14 protein-coding genes and 1 tRNA gene are annotated in these 16,952 nt (G+C 71.9%); 12 read left to right on the forward strand and 3 right to left on the reverse strand.

The window, feature by feature from the left end; all coding sequences use genetic code 11:
• Window positions 1-115: 115 nt before the first annotated feature.
• A complete protein-coding gene (locus ACH4U8_RS15965; protein ID WP_360307680.1) occupies window positions 116-781 on the forward strand; it encodes a helix-turn-helix domain-containing protein in 666 nt (221 codons plus the stop codon).
• A gap of 10 nt (window positions 782-791) precedes the next feature.
• Here ACH4U8_RS15965 and ACH4U8_RS15970 read toward each other — a convergent pair whose 3' ends face one another.
• The 3 genes from ACH4U8_RS15970 to ACH4U8_RS15980 form a co-directional block, all read right to left on the reverse strand.
• On the reverse strand, window positions 792-1,988 hold the full coding sequence (locus ACH4U8_RS15970) for a MerR family transcriptional regulator (RefSeq protein ID WP_360307683.1): 1,197 nt from the start codon (window positions 1,986-1,988) through the stop codon (window positions 792-794).
• A gap of 165 nt (window positions 1,989-2,153) precedes the next feature.
• Entirely contained in the window at window positions 2,154-2,651 is a 498-nt protein-coding gene (locus ACH4U8_RS15975) for a universal stress protein (protein WP_020550635.1), read from the reverse strand.
• Window positions 2,652-3,288: 637 nt separating this feature from the next.
• Window positions 3,289-4,401: a putative sulfate exporter family transporter gene (locus ACH4U8_RS15980; RefSeq protein WP_360307687.1), complete on the reverse strand. Its 1,113-nt coding sequence runs from the start codon at window positions 4,399-4,401 to the stop codon at window positions 3,289-3,291.
• 11 nt (window positions 4,402-4,412) lie between these two features.
• Between ACH4U8_RS15980 and ACH4U8_RS15985 the strand changes: the two genes are divergently transcribed.
• The 11 genes from ACH4U8_RS15985 (at window position 4,413) to ACH4U8_RS16035 (ending at window position 16,840) form a co-directional block, all read left to right on the forward strand.
• Window positions 4,413-5,339, forward strand: coding sequence for a LysR substrate-binding domain-containing protein (locus ACH4U8_RS15985; protein ID WP_360307690.1), 927 nt, complete (start codon window positions 4,413-4,415; stop codon window positions 5,337-5,339).
• A 233-nt stretch (window positions 5,340-5,572) separates the two neighbouring features.
• Window positions 5,573-6,820, forward strand: coding sequence for a GlxA family transcriptional regulator (locus ACH4U8_RS15990; RefSeq protein WP_395778405.1), 1,248 nt, complete (start codon window positions 5,573-5,575; stop codon window positions 6,818-6,820).
• Window positions 6,821-6,824: 4 nt separating this feature from the next.
• Window positions 6,825-7,436, forward strand: coding sequence for an oligoribonuclease (gene orn, locus ACH4U8_RS15995; protein WP_379991808.1), 612 nt, complete (start codon window positions 6,825-6,827; stop codon window positions 7,434-7,436).
• A 109-nt stretch (window positions 7,437-7,545) separates the two neighbouring features.
• Window positions 7,546-7,621: transfer RNA gene (locus tag ACH4U8_RS16000), tRNA-His, on the forward strand.
• 164 nt (window positions 7,622-7,785) lie between these two features.
• Window positions 7,786-8,088 (forward strand): DUF397 domain-containing protein, encoded by a 303-nt coding sequence (locus tag ACH4U8_RS16005; protein ID WP_360307699.1) that lies wholly within the window; start codon window positions 7,786-7,788, stop codon window positions 8,086-8,088.
• Between the two features lie 129 nt (window positions 8,089-8,217).
• Window positions 8,218-8,877: an ATP-binding cassette domain-containing protein gene (locus ACH4U8_RS16010; protein ID WP_395778407.1), complete on the forward strand. Its 660-nt coding sequence runs from the start codon at window positions 8,218-8,220 to the stop codon at window positions 8,875-8,877.
• A complete protein-coding gene (locus ACH4U8_RS16015; protein ID WP_395778409.1) occupies window positions 8,877-10,238 on the forward strand; it encodes a YhgE/Pip domain-containing protein in 1,362 nt (453 codons plus the stop codon). Before ACH4U8_RS16010 ends, ACH4U8_RS16015 begins: the two co-directional genes overlap by 1 nt.
• A 142-nt stretch (window positions 10,239-10,380) precedes the next feature.
• Complete coding sequence (locus ACH4U8_RS16020; RefSeq protein ID WP_395778411.1) at window positions 10,381-11,802, forward strand: tetratricopeptide repeat protein; 1,422 nt, start codon at window positions 10,381-10,383, stop codon at window positions 11,800-11,802.
• Between the two features lie 180 nt (window positions 11,803-11,982).
• Window positions 11,983-12,636: an ACT domain-containing protein gene (locus ACH4U8_RS16025; RefSeq protein ID WP_360307711.1), complete on the forward strand. Its 654-nt coding sequence runs from the start codon at window positions 11,983-11,985 to the stop codon at window positions 12,634-12,636.
• Between the two features lie 211 nt (window positions 12,637-12,847).
• Window positions 12,848-14,014, forward strand: a complete 1,167-nt coding sequence (locus ACH4U8_RS16030; RefSeq protein ID WP_395778412.1) for an LCP family protein — start codon at window positions 12,848-12,850, stop codon at window positions 14,012-14,014.
• A gap of 171 nt (window positions 14,015-14,185) precedes the next feature.
• Window positions 14,186-16,840 (forward strand): right-handed parallel beta-helix repeat-containing protein, encoded by a 2,655-nt coding sequence (locus tag ACH4U8_RS16035; protein ID WP_360307717.1) that lies wholly within the window; start codon window positions 14,186-14,188, stop codon window positions 16,838-16,840.
• Window positions 16,841-16,952: the final 112 nt, after the last annotated feature.

The raw sequence follows: 16,952 nt of genomic DNA on the forward strand, positions 1-16,952 counted from the left end.
CCGCCGGAGGATCCGCTCGTACGGTAACCACAAAAACCTATGACACGGTAGCTTTGTTATCTGGACGTGACATACCCCTCGGCGGATCGTCGCCGGGACACGGCAGGATGACCACATGGACGCACGACCGGACGACACCCCCGCCAACCCGCCGACCCGCACCCGGGCCGCCCCGGCGAGACCGCGCGGTCGCGGCTACGCCTCCGGCGATGCCCGGCGCACGCGGATCCTCAACATCGCGCTCCAGGAATTCGCCGAGAACGGCTACCGCGGCACCTCGCTGGCCCGGATCGCCGAGCGCGCCGAACTGACCCAGGCCGGCCTGCTGCACCACTTCCGCAGCAAGCAGGAACTGCTGGTGGCCGTGCTCGACCTGCGCGACCGGATGGACACGGAACATCTGGACCTGGGCGAGCTCCCGCCCGGCGGCGAGGCGGCCCTGGCCAAACTCACCGAACTCGCCGAGCACAACCGCAACATCCCCGGCCTGGTCCAGCTCTTCACCGTGCTCACCGGCGAGGCGGTGACCACCGACCACCCCGCACACGGCTGGGCCCAGGACCGCTACGCGATGGTGCGCACCGGCGTCACCGCGTCGCTGGAGGCCGGTCGGGCGTCCGGCGAACTGCGCGCGGACATCGATCCCGCCGCGATCGCGGCGCAGATCTTCGCGATGATGGACGGCCTGCAACTGCAATGGCTGCTCGACCCCGAACACGTGGACATGGCGACGCTCTTCCGCGACTACGTGGAACACCTGCTGCGCCGCATCCGGGCCTGACCCGGCGGACCTACCCGGTCGGACCCTCGCCCGCGGTCAGCTCGCGCAACACCGCGCCCAGATCCCAGTTGGACAGGCCGGCCAGCGCCTCGCGGAAGACGGTGAGCCCGAACAGATCACCGCGCGCGGTCATCCGACCGGCGGCCAGTGCCTCGCGCGGGGCGTGCCGGTCGTTGAGCAGGATCACCCGGCGCGCGGTGTCGTAGTCCATGTGCACCACCAGATCCGGGCCCGGCAACAACCCGGGACGCACCAGCACCCGGCCCTGGAAGCAGTCCAGGTGCAGCTCGGCCGGGTCGTCCCGATCCGGCACGTCGCTGACCACGATGTCCACGATCGCCGGATGCGGCGTGCGCTTCTCCGGATCCGGCGTGATCAGCCGACTGAGTCGGGACACCGCGGCGATCCACGCGTCCGACATGAACGGGTGCCGATCGAGCGCGGGCTCCTCGTCGTCGACCGGCTCCGGCCGGCCCCGGGTCGGCTCGGGCTCCTCGCGCAACACCTTCCCGAGTTCCTCGCCGAGCCGACGGGCGGCCGTGCGGCGCATCGCCCGGGCGAGTTCGGCCTCCACCGCGCGCAGCGCCAGCGGTCGCATCCGGCGGATCATCTCCGCCGTCTCGTCCGCGTCGCCGTCGGCGGGCAGCAGATGCGACTCCATCAGCCGCCCGAACCCCTCGGCCACGTGCTCCATGGCCGCCCGCAACATCCGCAACTGCTCGGTGACCGCCGTCACCGGTACGCCGGCCGCGTGCAATTCGGCGCCCACCGCGAGCTCGCGCGGACTGGGCACCCGGAACACGGTCAGCGAGTCGTCCTCGGGTTCGAGCAGGCCCAACCGCACCGCCCCGGCGAGTGCGACCGGATCCGACAGCCCGCCGAACATCGCGATCAGCTCGGCCCGGGTCATCCGCTCCGGCGTCTCGTCACTCCACGGCCCGCTCGCCTCGGCGACCAGCCCCAGCACTCCGCCGAGGCTGCGCCCGCCGTCCCACGCGTCGAGCAACTCCTTGATGCTCACCAGGCTGTAGCCGCGCTCCAGCAACTGCCCGATCAGCCGTAGCCGGCCCAGGTGCCCGTCGTCGTACAGGGACACCCGCCCCTGGCGCCTCGGCCGCGGCAGCAGCCCGCGATCCTGGTACGCCCGCACATTGCGTACGGTGGTGCCCCCCTCGCGGGCGAGGTCCTCGATCCGGTACTCCGCCAACCTCGTGCCTCGCGATCCTCGTGCCCCGTGTCCGCGGCCAACGTAATGCAGATGTGTTCGAGGTTCGATCACACTTCGGTGGCAAAGGTGCGGGAAGGCACGGAAAAGCGGTGGCAAGGCGGCGACGCCCTGTTCGACACACTGCGGACCGGGCACGCGGCAACGTCAGGGAATCACCACGACCGGCCGTTTGGCGTGCTTGACCAGGCGGCACGCGACCGAACCGAAGATCCGGCTGGCCAGCCCGGTGGACCCGCCGACCACGATCGCGTCGGCGGTGAATTCGCGCGCGACGTCCTCGATCTCGTGGCAGATGTCACCCCCGCGCTCGACCAGGATCCACGGCACGTCGCTGAGGTGGTCCGCGCAGGCCAGTTCCAGGCCCAGGGCCTCGGAGCGGCTGTCCGGCACGTCGATGAAGACCGGTGGCTCGCAGCCGGCCCACACGGTGGCCGGAATGCGGTTGGCCACATGCACGATCACCAGCCCACCACCGAGTCTGCGTGCCATGCCGGACGCGTACGCCAAGGCACGTTCGCTGGACTCGGACCCGTCGAAACCGACGACGACGGGGTGTTGGAACGCGGGATCGCGCTGATGAGGGGAGTCGGGACGGAGCAACGGGGTGCCGTCCGGAAGGTCACTGAACTCGAAAGCAGCCATGGGAATCGGGCGTCTTTGCTGTGGAGGGGCGCCTCGGGGCTTCCTGTACCAGATTACTGCGCCGACCCGCACATTCGAAGTGTCGGCCGGGGTTCTCCCGGACAAAAAAGACACCACGGCGCGTGCCGGTCGGGGCTTGATGCGATCCGCCGGACCACGCACGGGGATGGCGCCCCCGACAAAGCCTCGGCGAGACACGCACATTAGCCGGACAACACCGTGAATGGGGAGACCCGGGCGGCCGTGTGGGTGATTGTGATCCGGCCGCAGTCGATTCCCGGCCCTCCCCGGGGTCGCTCGGCGGCCCGGTCGGGGGTCTGTTCCGGCCGGCCGCGGGGCGGCCCCGGCGCCCGTTCGAGGGGGCGCGCTGACGCCGCAGGAGGGAACGGGCGTTACCCCGGGCCCCGCCCGAGCGTTGGTCAGCACGACACCGTGCGTCCGGGCGACCGCGTCGAAACGGGCGGCGATCCGCAGGTTGGACGCCGACCCTGCCGCACGCCGACCCGCGCCGCGGCGCCGACGTCGAACCTGTCTGACGGCCCGTCACGCGCCGGGCCGTCGGCGGGTTCGATGTACTTCCGGACGCGCGTGCCTGTCGGCGGCTTCGGCTCGGCCGTCGACAGGCCGGCCGCACCGCTCACATGGTCAGGAGCACGCCGCCGTAGGCCGCGCCGGCGATCAGCGCCCAGGACGCGAAGCCCAGGGCCAGCGCCCGCCAGCCGGTGCGCACCAGCTTGCTCAGGTCGACCATGCTGCCCAGGCCGAACAGCGCGGCGGCCAACAGCAGGTCCTGCACGGTGCCCGCGACCTCCAGCACCGACTCCGGCAGCAGACCGGTGCTGCGCACGACCACCATGGCCAGGAAGCCGACCACGAACAGCGGCATCAGCGCCGGCCGCCGAGCCCCCGCGGGCCCGGTGTCGCCCGCTCGCGCGGCCCGGCGACGCATCGCGTAGCCGGTGCCCACCACGATGGGCGCGAGCAACAGCACCCGCATCAGCTTGACCACCACCGCGGTGTGCAGCGCGACCGACCCGGCCACACCACCGGCCGCGACCACCTGGCCGACGTCGTGCACGCTCGCGCCGACCCAGCCGCCGTACCGCACCGCGTCCAGGCCCAGCGGTGCCTGGAGCAGCGGCAGCACCACGATGGCCAGGCTCCCGCACAGCGTGACCAGGGCGACCGCGGTGGCCACGTCCTCCTCGTCGCTGTCGCTGACGCCGTTCATCGCGGCGACGGCGGAGGCGCCGCAGATGGCGAAGCCGGTCGCGATCAGCAACGGTTGATCGCCGGGCAGGCCGATCCGCCGCCCCAGCCACCGGGTGCCGAAGAAGGTCACCACGACCACCACGACCACCATGGCCACCGGCGCGAACCCGAGTCCGACGATGTCGCCGAGCGCGAGCTTGAGGCCGAGCAGCACGACGCCGGCGCGCATCAGCCGCCGGCCGGCGAAGCCCAGCCCCGGCGCGGTCGCGGCGGGCAGGGCGCGCACGTTCGCGGCGAGGATGCCCAGCGCGACGGTGACGGTGAGCATCGGCAACTGCGGCCACAACCGGTGGGCGCCCCAACCCGCCGCCACCGCGAGCGCGGCGGCGAGCAGCCCCGGCCACAATCGCGGCTTCGCCGACTTCGTGGCGGCCGAACGGGGTCCGGGGTGAGCGCGTCGCGCGACGGTCAAGGTCATGATCACCACCCTCGACCCGCCGGGTCGGCGCGGGTAGCGGTCGGTTGCCTGGTAGGTCATAGGGTTTGGCTATGACCTCGCCGGCACGCCCCTCGGACCGACTGCCCGACCTGTACACCCTCGAACTGCTCGTCGCGGTGACCGAGAGCGGCAGCCTGGGCAGCGCGGCCCGCCGGTTCGGGATCAGCCAGCCCTCGGCCAGCGCCCGGATGCGCACGCTGGAACGGCGACTCGGGGTGCGGCTGCTGGAGCGCAGCACCACCGGCTCGGTGCCCACCGCGGCGGGCCTGGTGATCACCGACTGGGCGCGTGGAGTGCTCGACCAGGCGCACGCCCTGGTCGAGGGCGCCGCCGCGCTCAAGGCCCGGCAGGAGGACCGGCTGCGGGTCGCGGCGAGTCTGACCGTGGCCGAGCACCTGGTGCCCGGCTGGCTGACCGCGCTGCGCGAGGCGGTGCCCGGGGTGCATGTGGGCCTGCAGGTGACCAACAGCCTGCATGTGATCGAGGCGTTGCGGGCGGGCGAGGCGGACCTCGGCTTCGTCGAGGGGCCGTGGGTGCCGCGTGACCTGCAATCGGCGGCGGTGGGCCGGGACCGGCTCGTGGTGGTGGTCGCGCCCACCCACCCGTGGGCCCGGCGGCGGCGCCCGATCGCCGCGGCCGAGTTGGCCGCGACGCCGCTGCTGCTGCGCGAGGCCGGGTCGGGCACCCGGGAGACGCTGGAGCGGGCGCTGGCCGCCTACGACGGAGTGGCCGTGCCGGCGCTGGAGTTGGGTGCCACGGCACCGCTGCGCTCGGCCGCGATCGCCGGATCCGCGCCGGCGGTGTTGTCCGATCTCGCGGTGCGCGAGGACCTGGCCGACGGGCGTCTGGTGGCCGTGCCGATGGCCGATCTGCCCGCCATGGATCGCATCCTGCGGGCGGTCTGGCCACGTGGTCGGGAGCTGCCCGAGGCGGCCCTGCACCTGCTGCACGCGGCCCGCCGGCAGCCCGGGACCTGACCGCGCGCGTCATTGTCGACAAGTTCTGTGATGTGACCACCGTCACAAACACGCATATCTACTTAACGTCACGTAGAGAACACCATGCATAGACAAGGTAAGAGAGAGTAAGTTCCGATCTTGGGTTACGTGAGTGACGCCTGTGACCTACTGGGGCGTGAGGGGAGAAGGGGGCGATCGGGGCCATGAGCAGGATCGACAGCCGTAAAGACCGGCGACGGGGGCGAGCCCGCGTGGTCGATGCCGACCACCCGGCCGAGCTCACCACGATCGACGGCGTCGATGCCGTCCCGGCCGGCGATCAGGACGCGGTGGTGATCGTCGCGGCGTCCACCGTGCTGTCCGAGGCCCCGCCCGAGAGCGACTCGATCGACGGCGAGGGCGACCTGGCCGGCGACCTCGACCTCGACGGCGAGTACGACCCCGATGCCGAGGGCGTCCTGGCCCCGGGGCGCGAGCGCCCGCTGCTCGGTCGGCGTCGCCCGGACACGATCGCGGTGTTGTTGTTCGCCAACTCGCCGATCCTGGAGAGTTCCATCCCGATATCGGTGTTCGGGGTGGATCGACGCGACGCCGGCGTGCCGAACTACCGATTACTGGTATGCGCGGCCGAACCCGGACCGCTCCGTACCACCGGCGGCGTCGAACTGATCGCGCCGTACGGCCTCGACGCCCTCGCCCGGGCCGGCACCGTGATCGTGCCCGCGTGGCACTCGCCGTCCCGGATGCCGCCGCCGCCCGTGCTGGAGGCGCTGCGCCGGGCGCATCGCGAGGGAGCCCGGATCGTCGGCCTGTGCGGCGGCGCGTTCGTGCTCGCCGCGGCCGGCCTGCTCGACGACCGTCCGGCGACCACGCACTGGATGTACGCGCCCGCGCTGGCCAAGCGCTACCCCAAGGTCCGGGTCGACCCCCGCGAGCTGTACGTCGACGACGGTGACATCCTCACCAGCGCCGGCACCGCGGCGGGCATCGACCTGTGCCTGCACCTGGTCCGCCTCGACCACGGCCCGGACGCGGCCAACGCGCTCGCCCGCCGACTGGTCGTGCCGGCCCACCGGATCGGCGGTCAGGCGCAGTACATGGATCTCACCCTGCCCGAGGAGATCAGCGGCGACCCGCTGGCCACCGTCATCTCGTGGGCGCTGGAGAACCTCGCCGACCGCTTCGACATCGAGCAGTTGGCGACCCGCGCGTACATGAGTCGGCGCACCTTCGATCGACGCTTTCGCACGCTCACCGGCAGCGCCCCGCTGCAATGGCTGCTCACCCAACGAGTACTCCAGGCCCAACGGCTGCTGGAGACCACCGATCTCCAGGTCGAGGAGATCGCCCGGCGCTGCGGATTCCGCTCGCCGGTGGCGCTGCGCGGCCACTTCCGCAAACAACTGGGTGTCCCGCCGGCCTCCTACCGGGAGACCTTCCGCACCCGGAGTCCGGAGGAGACCGGAGACGAGGAGGCATGTGCCCGGGCCGTAGGGTGACCCTATGAACGACCGCTTGGTCTGGATCGACTGTGAGATGACCGGACTCGACCTGTCCCGGGACGCGTTGGTGGAGGTGGCGGCCCTCGTCACCGACTCCGAGCTGAACATCCTGGGCGACGGTGTCGACGTCGTGATCCGCCCGCCCGCCGAGGCGCTGGCCGGCATGCCCGATGTGGTGCGCAAAATGCACACCGCTTCAGGTCTGCTGGAGGAGCTGGAGGCGGGCGTCAGCCTCGCCGAGGCCGAGGCCGAGGTGCTCGCCTACATCAAGAAGCACGTCCCGGACGGCCGCAAGGCACCGCTGTGCGGCAACTCGATCGGCACCGACCGGGGCTTCCTGGCCCGGGACATGCTCGACCTGGAAGCCTTTCTGCACTACCGGGTGATCGACGTCTCCTCGATCAAGGAACTGGCCCGCCGCTGGTATCCGCGGGTCTACTTCCAGAGCCCGCCGAAGGCCGGCAACCACCGCGCGTTGGCCGACATCCACGAGAGCATCGAGGAATTGCGGTACTACCGCGAGGCGATCTTCGTGCCGGAGCCCGGCCCGGACAGCGACACCGCCAAGGCGATCTCGGCCAAGTACGGCCACAAGCCGGCCGCGCGCGCGTGAGATCCGGTGCCGCGCGAGGCGCGGCACCGGCCGCCCGGAAACCCTGCGGCGAGCAGTCTCCGCGAGCCTGTACACTTTTCCTCGCCGGGACGGAAACGCCTCGGTGATGGTGGGTGTAGCTCAGCTGGTAGAGCACCTGGTTGTGGTCCAGGAAGTCGCGGGTTCAAGTCCCGTCACTCACCCCAGACGAGGTCCCGAGGCACGCGAGTGCCTCGGGACCTCGCTCGTTTTGTACCGGTCCCCGGGTCGGTGCACCCGATGTCGGCGTTCGCGTTGTGTGTGGTGCCGGACGCGGCGTAGCGTGCGGTCACCTGAGGGTTACGCACGCGTCATCGGGAGGGTTTCGATCATGAGCACCGGCGAGTCCGAGCAGCCGTCGCGGCAGCGGTTGGACGACGAGAAGGCCGCGCTGTACGCGATGGACATCAGCGGTGTCACCTGGATCGGCTACGGCGAGGACACCACCGGCGAAGGCATCGTGGAGACCGCCGAACTGCCCGGTGGGGGCATGGCGATGCGGAACTCGATCCACCCGGAGGGGCCGATCCTGCGGTTCACCGAGGGCGAGTGGACCGCGTTCGTGCTCGGGGTGCGCGACGGCGAGTTCGACCTGGACCGGCTCGCCGAGCCGCTGCCGGAGCAGCGCGGCTGACCCGGTTCCCGACGTCTCGCCCGACGCCTGGTCGGGCGAGTGGGGCGGGCGGGCGTCATCCGTTTCGCTCGTTTGGCACCCCGTGTACCGGTTACTCCTCGGTGGACGTCCCACCGACGAGGGAGATCCGTGTCCACAACCACCTCCGGGGTGGAGATCAGCGCGGTCGGCCTGGCGGCATCCGGACCGGACGGCACGATCTTTCGCGATGTCCGGTTGACCGCGCCCGCGGCGGGTCTGACCGTGCTCGTCGGCCCGGCCGGTGCCGGCCGCACCTCGCTGTTGCTCGCGCTCGGCGGCCGGTTCCGCACCGACGCGGGCCGCGTGACCGTCGCGGGCAGCCACAGCGCCGCGTCCGCTCGGGCGCACACCGCACTCGCCCGCGCCCGGCCCGGTCTGGACCTGGAACCCCACCTGTTCGTCGCCGAGACGGTCGCCGAGCGCCGAGCCATCGGCGGCGGCCTGCCCACCGAGCCCGCGCTCGCCCGGATGTACGACCTGCTGCGCATCGACCCACCCGGCCACGTCCTGGTCGAGCACCTGGCCGCGGTGGAGCAGTTGTTGTTCTCGGTCGCGTTGGCCGCGGCCGGGCGGCCCGGCGCGGTCCTGGTCGACGACGTGGACAGCGGCATCGCGGGCGCCGACCTGCTGCGCGTGTGGCGGGCGTTGCGCGAGTTGGCCGACACCGGCATCACCGTCGTCGCCACCGCGACCGAGGCGCCGCGCGGCGCCGACGCGGTGGTGGACCTGCCCGGACACCACCTGTACCCGAGAGGCGGTATCGCCTGATGGGTGTGCTGCGCCTGGCCTGGTTCGAACTACGGCGATTCCGAGGCCCGTTGCCCCGGCTGGTACCGGTCATGCTGATGCTGGTGCCGACCCTGTACGGCGCGCTCTACCTGTGGTCGAACTGGGACCCGTACGGTCGGCTGAACCAGGTCCCGGTGGCCTTCGTGAACGAGGATCGGCCGGTGGACGTGCGCGGGCAGCACATCGACGCGGGCGGCCGGTTGACCGAGTCGATCCGGACGGACGACAACTTCCGGTGGAAGGTCACCGACGCGAAGGCGGCCCGAACCGGCCTGGAGGACGGCGACTACCACTTCGTGGTCACCGTGCCGGCGGACTTCAGTGCGACGCTGGCCACCACGGCGTCGGACCGGCCGCAGCAGGCGAAGTTGTTCATGACCCTGGACGACGCGAACGGCTTCATCATCGGCAAGATGGCCGAGATCGCCAAGACGCAGTTGCAGCAGCAGATTTCGGCCACCACGCAGAGCACCCTGGTGCAGCAGCTCTACGGACAGACCGGGGCGCTCAAGGACGAACTGGCCCGCGCCACCGACGGCGCCCGGCAACTGGCCGCCGGTGTCGGCACCGCGCCGCCGGATCAGGTCCGGCAGGGGGCCGAGCAACTCGCCGACGGCCTGGCCCGGCTGAACACGACGGTGCCGGCTCCGCCGCCGGCGCAGGCCGCGGGCGAGGACGCGCGGGTGCTCGGCGCGCCGGTGGCGATCGAGGTGACGAATCTGCATCCGGCGGTGCTGTACGGCCGCGGGCTGGCGCCGTTCTTCTTCGGCATCGCGCTGTGGGTGTTCGGGCTGGTCGGCTTTCTGCTCCTGCGGCCGTACAACCCGCGGGCGCTCGCGGGGCGGGCGGGTGCGGTCAAGGTGGCCATGGCCGGTTGGTTGCCGGCCGCCGCGCTCGGTCTGGCGGGTGCGTTCGTGCTGTACGCGGTGGTGCAACTGGGGCTGGGGCTGGACGCCGACGATCCGGGCCTGAGCCTGTTGCTGATCGCGTTGGCGGCGGTCACCTTCGTGGCCATCGCGCAGTTCCTGCGGGCCGCGTTCGGCGCGGTGGGCGACGTGCTGATCCTGGTGCTGTTGATGCTGCAACTCACCTCGTGCGGCGGCCTGTATCCGGTCACCACGACGCCCGAGCCGTTCCAGGCCCTGCATCCGGTGTTGCCGATGACGTACCTGGTGAACGGACTGCGGGTCACCCTCACGGGTGGCGAGGGCGCACGTTTGGGGGTGGCCTTCGCGGTGCTCGGCGGCTACCTGGTGGTGGCGCTGATCGCGACCGTGTTCGTGGTTCGGCATCGGCGGATGTGGACGATGGCATCGCTGAAGCCGGCCGTCGAGTTGTGACCGCGCACCGCTGATGGGTCAATGCACTCCCCCGTACGGTTGTACCCGGGGAGTGCAACCACGCCCGCTCCGTGCACGTCGCCCACAATCAGGGGGTACCGCGGGTTTGCCACCTGTGGTGGAAGAGGGAGAATCAGCGGCGATGAACGAGCAGGAGATACAGAAACTGAGGGCCGAGGCCGAGACCCGGACGCGGGAACTCGGGCCCGAGCACCCCGGTTCGCTCGACGCGCGCGCCGCGTGGGCCCGGGTGGTCGGTGACGAGGGCAGGCCCGCAGAGGCCGCTCGGATGTTCGGCGAGCTCGCGGGCGACTACGCGCGCGTGCTCGGCGCGCAACATCCGGACACGCTCCTGGCCCGGCACAACCATGCCTATTGCCTGGGATTGTCCGGGAACGCGGTCACCGCCGAGTCGCTGGCGCGCGATGTCGCGGCCGACTGTGTCCTGGTGCTCGGTCAGGACGATCCCGAGACGCTGAACGTGCGTGCCGGGTGGGCCCGATGGATCGGCGAGGCGGGTGACGCCGCGGGCGCCGCCCGGATGTTGCGACCGATCGTGGAGGAGGCGACCGACGCGCTCGGACCGGTGCATCCGGACACGCTGACCATCCGACACCAGCACGCGCACTGGGTGGGCCGCTCCGGCGAGACGATCCAGGCGGCCCGGTTGATGGCGGCGATCGCGGACGAGCGCGGCGAGGTGCACGAGCCGGACGATCCCGCGGCGTTGACGGCGCGGCACGACCGGGCGACCTGGGCGGGTGAGGCCGGCGACGTCTCGGTGGCCCGGGACGCGTTGATGCACCTGGTCGAGGACGCGACGCGGGTACTGGGACCGGACCACCACGACACGTTGGTGATCCGGCACAACCACGCGCACTGGACCGGCGAGTCCGGCGATCCGCTGGGCGCCCGGACGTTGCTGACCCAGTTGGTCGCGGACTGTGCGCGGGTGCTCGGCGAGCAACACCCGGACAGCGAGAACGCTCGACGCGGGCTGATGTGGTGGACCTACGGGCCCAAGGCCAACGACCCGGCGCCGACGTTCGCGACGGCGGTGGGCAACAGCTCGGTGCGGGCGGGGCGGCCGGCGAAGGAGCCGAAGCCGCCCAAGGCGGCGAAACCGCCGCGGGCGCCGAGGACACCGAGGGCCGAGCGGGCGGGGAAGCCGAAGGCGGCCGAGGCCGCGGCGGCTGCGCCGATCGAGGTGACCGCGCCTGCCGCGCCGGCGGCCGGCGCTTCGGCGGCGGTGCCACCGCCCGCGGAGCCGGACGGGGACGTTACGGCGTTCGCTCCGGTGGCCGGGCTCGTCCCGGACACCGAGGAGAACGCGGCGGTGTCGGCCGAGCCGGCTTCGCGACCCGACCCGGTCGAGGAGGCGGCACCGAAGGTCGATGCGGATCGGCCGGCCGGCGCGGACGCGTCCGCCGCGGACCGGGCGCCGGATGCTGCGGTGACCCGGGTGTCGAGCGTGGCCCCGGACGACGAGCCGATGCACGTGAACGGCTCGGCGGCTGCGGCGGACGAGGTCACCCGCGACGGGGAGCCCGACGAAAAGAAGTAGGCAGGGGGAGGGGCGCCATCGGAATCCTCCGATGGCGCCCCTCCACGTTCGGCGGGTGGTGTCGCCCCGCGCGCCGCGATGTCCGCGACGCCGATGATCACTTGGTGCTGTCATATGTACGCAACACGAACGAAACGGGGAAAGGTCAGGATGCAAGACAGGTAATGGAGGAGGTGTCGCGTGCTGTACCGACTGAGGGTGTCGCTGCCGGATCGGCCCGGATCGCTCGCGCGGATCACGCAGTTGCTGGGCGCGGCGGGCGCCGACGTGATGCAGATGACCGTGCTCGAACAGCTCGGCGGCCGTGCGGTCGACGAGTTCACGCTCTCCTGGGGTGGTGAGCGGGACATCGCCGCGCTGGTCGGCGCGATGGAGCGCTCGGTGGGTGTCCGGGTCGAGGGCTGCTGGGCGGCCGGCGAGGTGCCCGGATCCGCGCCGGAATTGGACGTGCTGGGGCAGGTGGCGCGCGATCCGGGACGGGCGGTGGCCACGCTGATCGACGCGGCGCCCACGCTCTTCCACGCGGACTGGGCGGTCGCCACGCGCGGCGGACGCGGTCGGCAGCTCGTGCACCAGAGCTGGCGGGCCCCGGAGACGCCGGTGCTGCCCGCGCTCACCCCGATGCGCCCGCTGGCCTTCGCCTACGAGGGCGACCCGAGCGGCCACGGCGCGGCGGCGCCGATCGGCGCCTCCTGGCTGACCCTGTACGTGGTCCGGCACGAGGGCCCCGCCTTCCACCGCACCGAACTCGAACGCCTGGGCCGCATCGTCGACGTCGCGTTGGGCGTCCTGGGCGAGCGCGGCGCGGCGAAGGCCGCGGGCGGGACCGGATAGGTCGGGATTCGGCTCGGCCGCCCTGCGCTCGCGGGGGTGTGGACCGCCCATCCCGCGCTCGGGCGGGGTTTTGTGGCGCGCGGGGTGGGAACCAATTGATGCTATTCAGCGTGTAACGATCGGAACAACTATGATTGTGTAATTGTGCGTACTTCGGGGCATCGAGCCGAGCGCACATCGAGCGCGGGGGCCCGACGAAGGCGACGACGACGTGCAGGACAAGGATGAGACGTCCCCGGCGGCCGACGCCGTTTCGGGGGCGTCGGGTGGGGAGCCGGGATCGGAGCGTCCCGGTCGCATAGAACGGCGCATCCGGGATCGGCGACGCCGACGGCGTCGCATCCTGGCCTGGACCGCCGGCGGGCTCGTCACCCTGCTGCTGGCCGCGGGGGGCTTCGGGTGGTGGTTGTACGACCACCTCAACGGCAACATCCGCACGCAGGACTTCGCCGACCAGTTGACCGATCGACCGCCGCCCACCGGCGGGATGAACGTGCTGCTCGTGGGGTCCGACTCGCGCGCCGGTGACAATTCCGCGTACGGCCGGGACGACGGCGGGACCCAGCGCTCGGACACCACGATCCTGCTGCACGTGCCCGAGGGGCGCAAGACCGCGACCGCGGTCAGCTTCCCGCGCGACCTGATGGTCTCGGTGCCCGCGTGTCGCACCACGACGGGCGGCACCCAGCGCGCCTACTTCGGCCAGTTCAACAGTGCGATGGAGGTCGGTGGCGTGCCGTGTGTGGCGGCCACCGTGGAACGGCTCACCGGTGCGCGCATCGATCATCAGATCACCATCGACTTCACCGGGTTCAAGAAGGTCGTGGACGCGCTCGGCGGCGTGCCGATGCACATCGAGCAGCCGATCGACGACAAGGCCGCGCACCTGCAACTGCCCGCCGGTGACATCACCCTCGACGGGGAGCAGGCGCTCGGCTTCGTGCGTGTGCGCAAGAGCCTGGGCGACGGCAGCGACATCCAGCGGATCGCGCGTCAGCAGGAGTTCCTCAAGGCGCTGATCAAGAAGGTCCAGGACGAGAACCTGCTGACCAACCCGGCCAAGGCGTACAACGTGATGGACGCCGCGACCAAGGCGATCACCACCGACTCCGGGATCAACTCGCTGGTCAGCCTGTACGACTTCGCCAACGGCCTGCGCGGCATCCCGCTGGACAGGATCGAGTTCACCACCACGCCGCTGACCGACTACGCGCCGGACCCCAACCGGGTCGCGCTCAAGCAGCCCGACGCGGCGCAACTGTTCACCCGGCTTCGCGACGGTGCGCCGGCGCCCACGCCGGCCGCGACCGCGACCGCGACCGCGAGCGTCGGAACGGCCGGGGCCGGTAGCACGAATCAGGGCAGTGCGGGACGTTAACCGCCACCCGGCCGTGCCCTCGGGGCGTTGAACTGTACGGTGCAGGGGTCCGCCGACGACACAGCGTCCGGGCCCCCGGGGCAAGACCCGGTAATGGGGCCGCCCGCGACGCTTTACGGTGGACTCGCGAGGGTGCTGGGTGTGGACCGAGGGGCTGGTGGCAGGGGCGCCATGACGGGTCGGGTTCTTCAGGTGGTGCAGGGCACTCGTTGGCGACGGCGCACGGGTGAGTACACCTCGATCGGCGCCGCGGTCGGCGCCGCGGCGGCGGGTGACTCGATTCTGGTCGCGCCCGGGACGTACCGCGAGGACGTGTCGATAGCCGTCGCCGTGACGGTGGTCGGCTCGGACGGGCCGGGGACGGTGGTGTTGACCGCCGCCGACGGCGTCGCGCTGACGATCACCTCGGACGCGGCCGTGCACGGTCTGGTCGTCGAGGGTGGCGCCGGGGTGTTGTCGCCGGCCATCGTGATCGAGGGTTGCGCGCCGATACTGGAGGAGTGTGTGGTCCGGGCCGCCTCGGTGGTCGGGGTCGAACTGCGCGCGGGAGCCGACCCGATGATGCGCCGCTGTCGGGTGAGCAACCCGCAGGGGGTGGGCATCGGGGTGACCGGCCGCTCGCGGGGCACCTTCGAGGACTGCGAGATCGGCGACACCGGACGCGAGGGCTTCGACGTGCGCGAGGGCAGCGCGCCGATCCTGCGCCGCGGTCGGGTGCGCGACGCGTCCGGGCACGGACTGCGGTTCACCGGCCCGGGGACCACCGGCAGCGTGCAGGAGTGCGAGATCCACGACGGCTCCGACGCGGAGCCCGCGGTGTTCGTCGGCGACCAGGCCGCGCCGCACCTGACCGGCCTGCACATCCACGACGTGGGCGGCGGCGGCATCTGCGTCGCGGGCGGCGCGGCGCCGATCATCGCCGACTCGCGGATCGAGCGGGTCGGCTGGGCGGGCATCTCGGTCGGCGGCCAGGGCAGCGCCGGATCGCTCTCGCGCACCGAGATCACCTCGGTCAAGGGCACCGGCGTCCAGGCCGACGACCTGGCCACGTTCTCGCTCGACGACTGCACGATCCGCGACGCCGAGGGCAATGGCGTGTCCGTCGACCGCGGCGCCAACCTGACCCTGGTCGGCTGTCGGCTGCGCGACATGGGCCGCAACGGCGTCGACGTGCACGGTCACTCCGAGGTCACCCTGAGCGGGTGCACGATCCGCAGCTTCGGCCGCAACGGCCTCTCGCTCGCCGACCACGGCGCCCGGGCGTCCGCGATCGACTGCGAGTTCCACGACTCCACCGGCGGCAAGCCGGCCGTGTGGGTGGCCGACGGCGCGGACGCGGCGCTGGGTGAGTGCCGCATCCACGACGTGTTGGACGGGGTCAAGGTGGCCGGCTCCGGCACCGGCCTGTCCATGCACGACTGCGAGATCCACGACGTGGACGAGACCGGCATCGGGATCGGCGCCGGCGCGGTGGTCTCGGTCAAGTCCTGCAAGGTCCGCAAGGCCACCACCGGTGTGTGGTTCATGGAATCGGACTGCGGCGGGATCATCGCCGACTGCACCATCGAGGACACCACCGACGGCGTCTCGGTCACCGGCGCGGCCGGTCCCACCGTGCGCCGGGTCCGGGTGGACCGGGCGAGCGGTGAGGGCATCCGCGTCGCCGGGGGCGGGCGCGGCGACTTCGAGGACTGCGAGGTGCTCGGCGGGCGCGGCTACGGTGTCCACGTGCGCGAGGGTTGCCACCCGGTGTTCACCCGGTGCACCACGCGGGACAACGCCAAGGGCGGCTTCGAGTTCGCCGGTCCGGGGCCGGTGGCGGTCGAGTGCACGTCGCAGGGGGACGGGGCGAGCGGCACGGAGACACCGGCCGGCGGCGGGATCCTGGGTACGCCCGGCCCGATCGCGGCGGCGGGCGCGCAACCACAGGGCGTGGCCACGCTGACCGCCACGCTGCCGATCCCGGGCGCGCGCGAGGGCGGGGCGGTGGACGGACCCGTCGCCGAGGCGTCCGGGCGCACCGTGGATGAACTGCTCGCCGAATTGGACGCGTTGGTCGGCCTGGCCGGGGTCAAGACCGAGGTGCGCAACCTGATCGACCTGATCTCGGTCGGCCGGCGGCGCGAGGAGGCCGGACTCAAGGCACCCACGCTGCGCCGGCACCTGGTCTTCACCGGCTCACCGGGCACCGGCAAGACCACGGTGGCCCGCCTCTACGGCGAGATCGCCCAGGCGCTCGGCGTGTTGCGGATGGGCCACCTGGTCGAGGTCTCCCGGGTCGACCTGGTCGGCGAACACATCGGCTCGACCGCGCCGCGCACCAAGGAGGTCTTCGACCGGGCCCGCGGCGGTGTTTTGTTCATCGACGAGGCGTACAGCCTGGCTCCGCCGGATCCCTCGCGCGACTTCGGCCGCGAGGCGATCGACACGCTGGTGAAGATGATGGAGGACCACCGCGACGACGTGGTGGTGATCGTGGCCGGCTACACCGACGAGATGGAACGCTTCCTGGGCGCCAACCCCGGCTTCGGGTCCCGGTTCTCGCGCACCATCACCTTCCAGGACTACTCGGCCGACGACCTGGTCGAGATCACCCGCAAGCAGGTGAGCGAGCACGAGTACGTGCTCACCGACGACGCGTGCGATGCGCTGCTGGGCTACTTCCGCCGGCTTCCGCGCGGCGCCGCGTTCGGCAACGCGCGTGAGGCGCGGCGGACGTTCGAGGCGATGATCGAGCGGCATGCGACCCGGTTGGCCCAACTGCCGGGCGCGGGCATGGAGGAGTTGCGCACGTTGCATTCGGAGGATCTCCCCGAACTGCGATGAATCGGCCCGCGCCGGCGGGGTAACGGCCGATGGGGCGCGGTCGCCCGCGTCGCGCGGTGGACGGTGCGCAGGACTGTGGGCGGTGCGCAGGGTTGTGGATGGTTGCGACGGC

This window comes from Embleya sp. NPDC020886 (assembly GCF_044333915.1).
Taxonomy (GTDB): domain Bacteria; phylum Actinomycetota; class Actinomycetes; order Streptomycetales; family Streptomycetaceae; genus Embleya.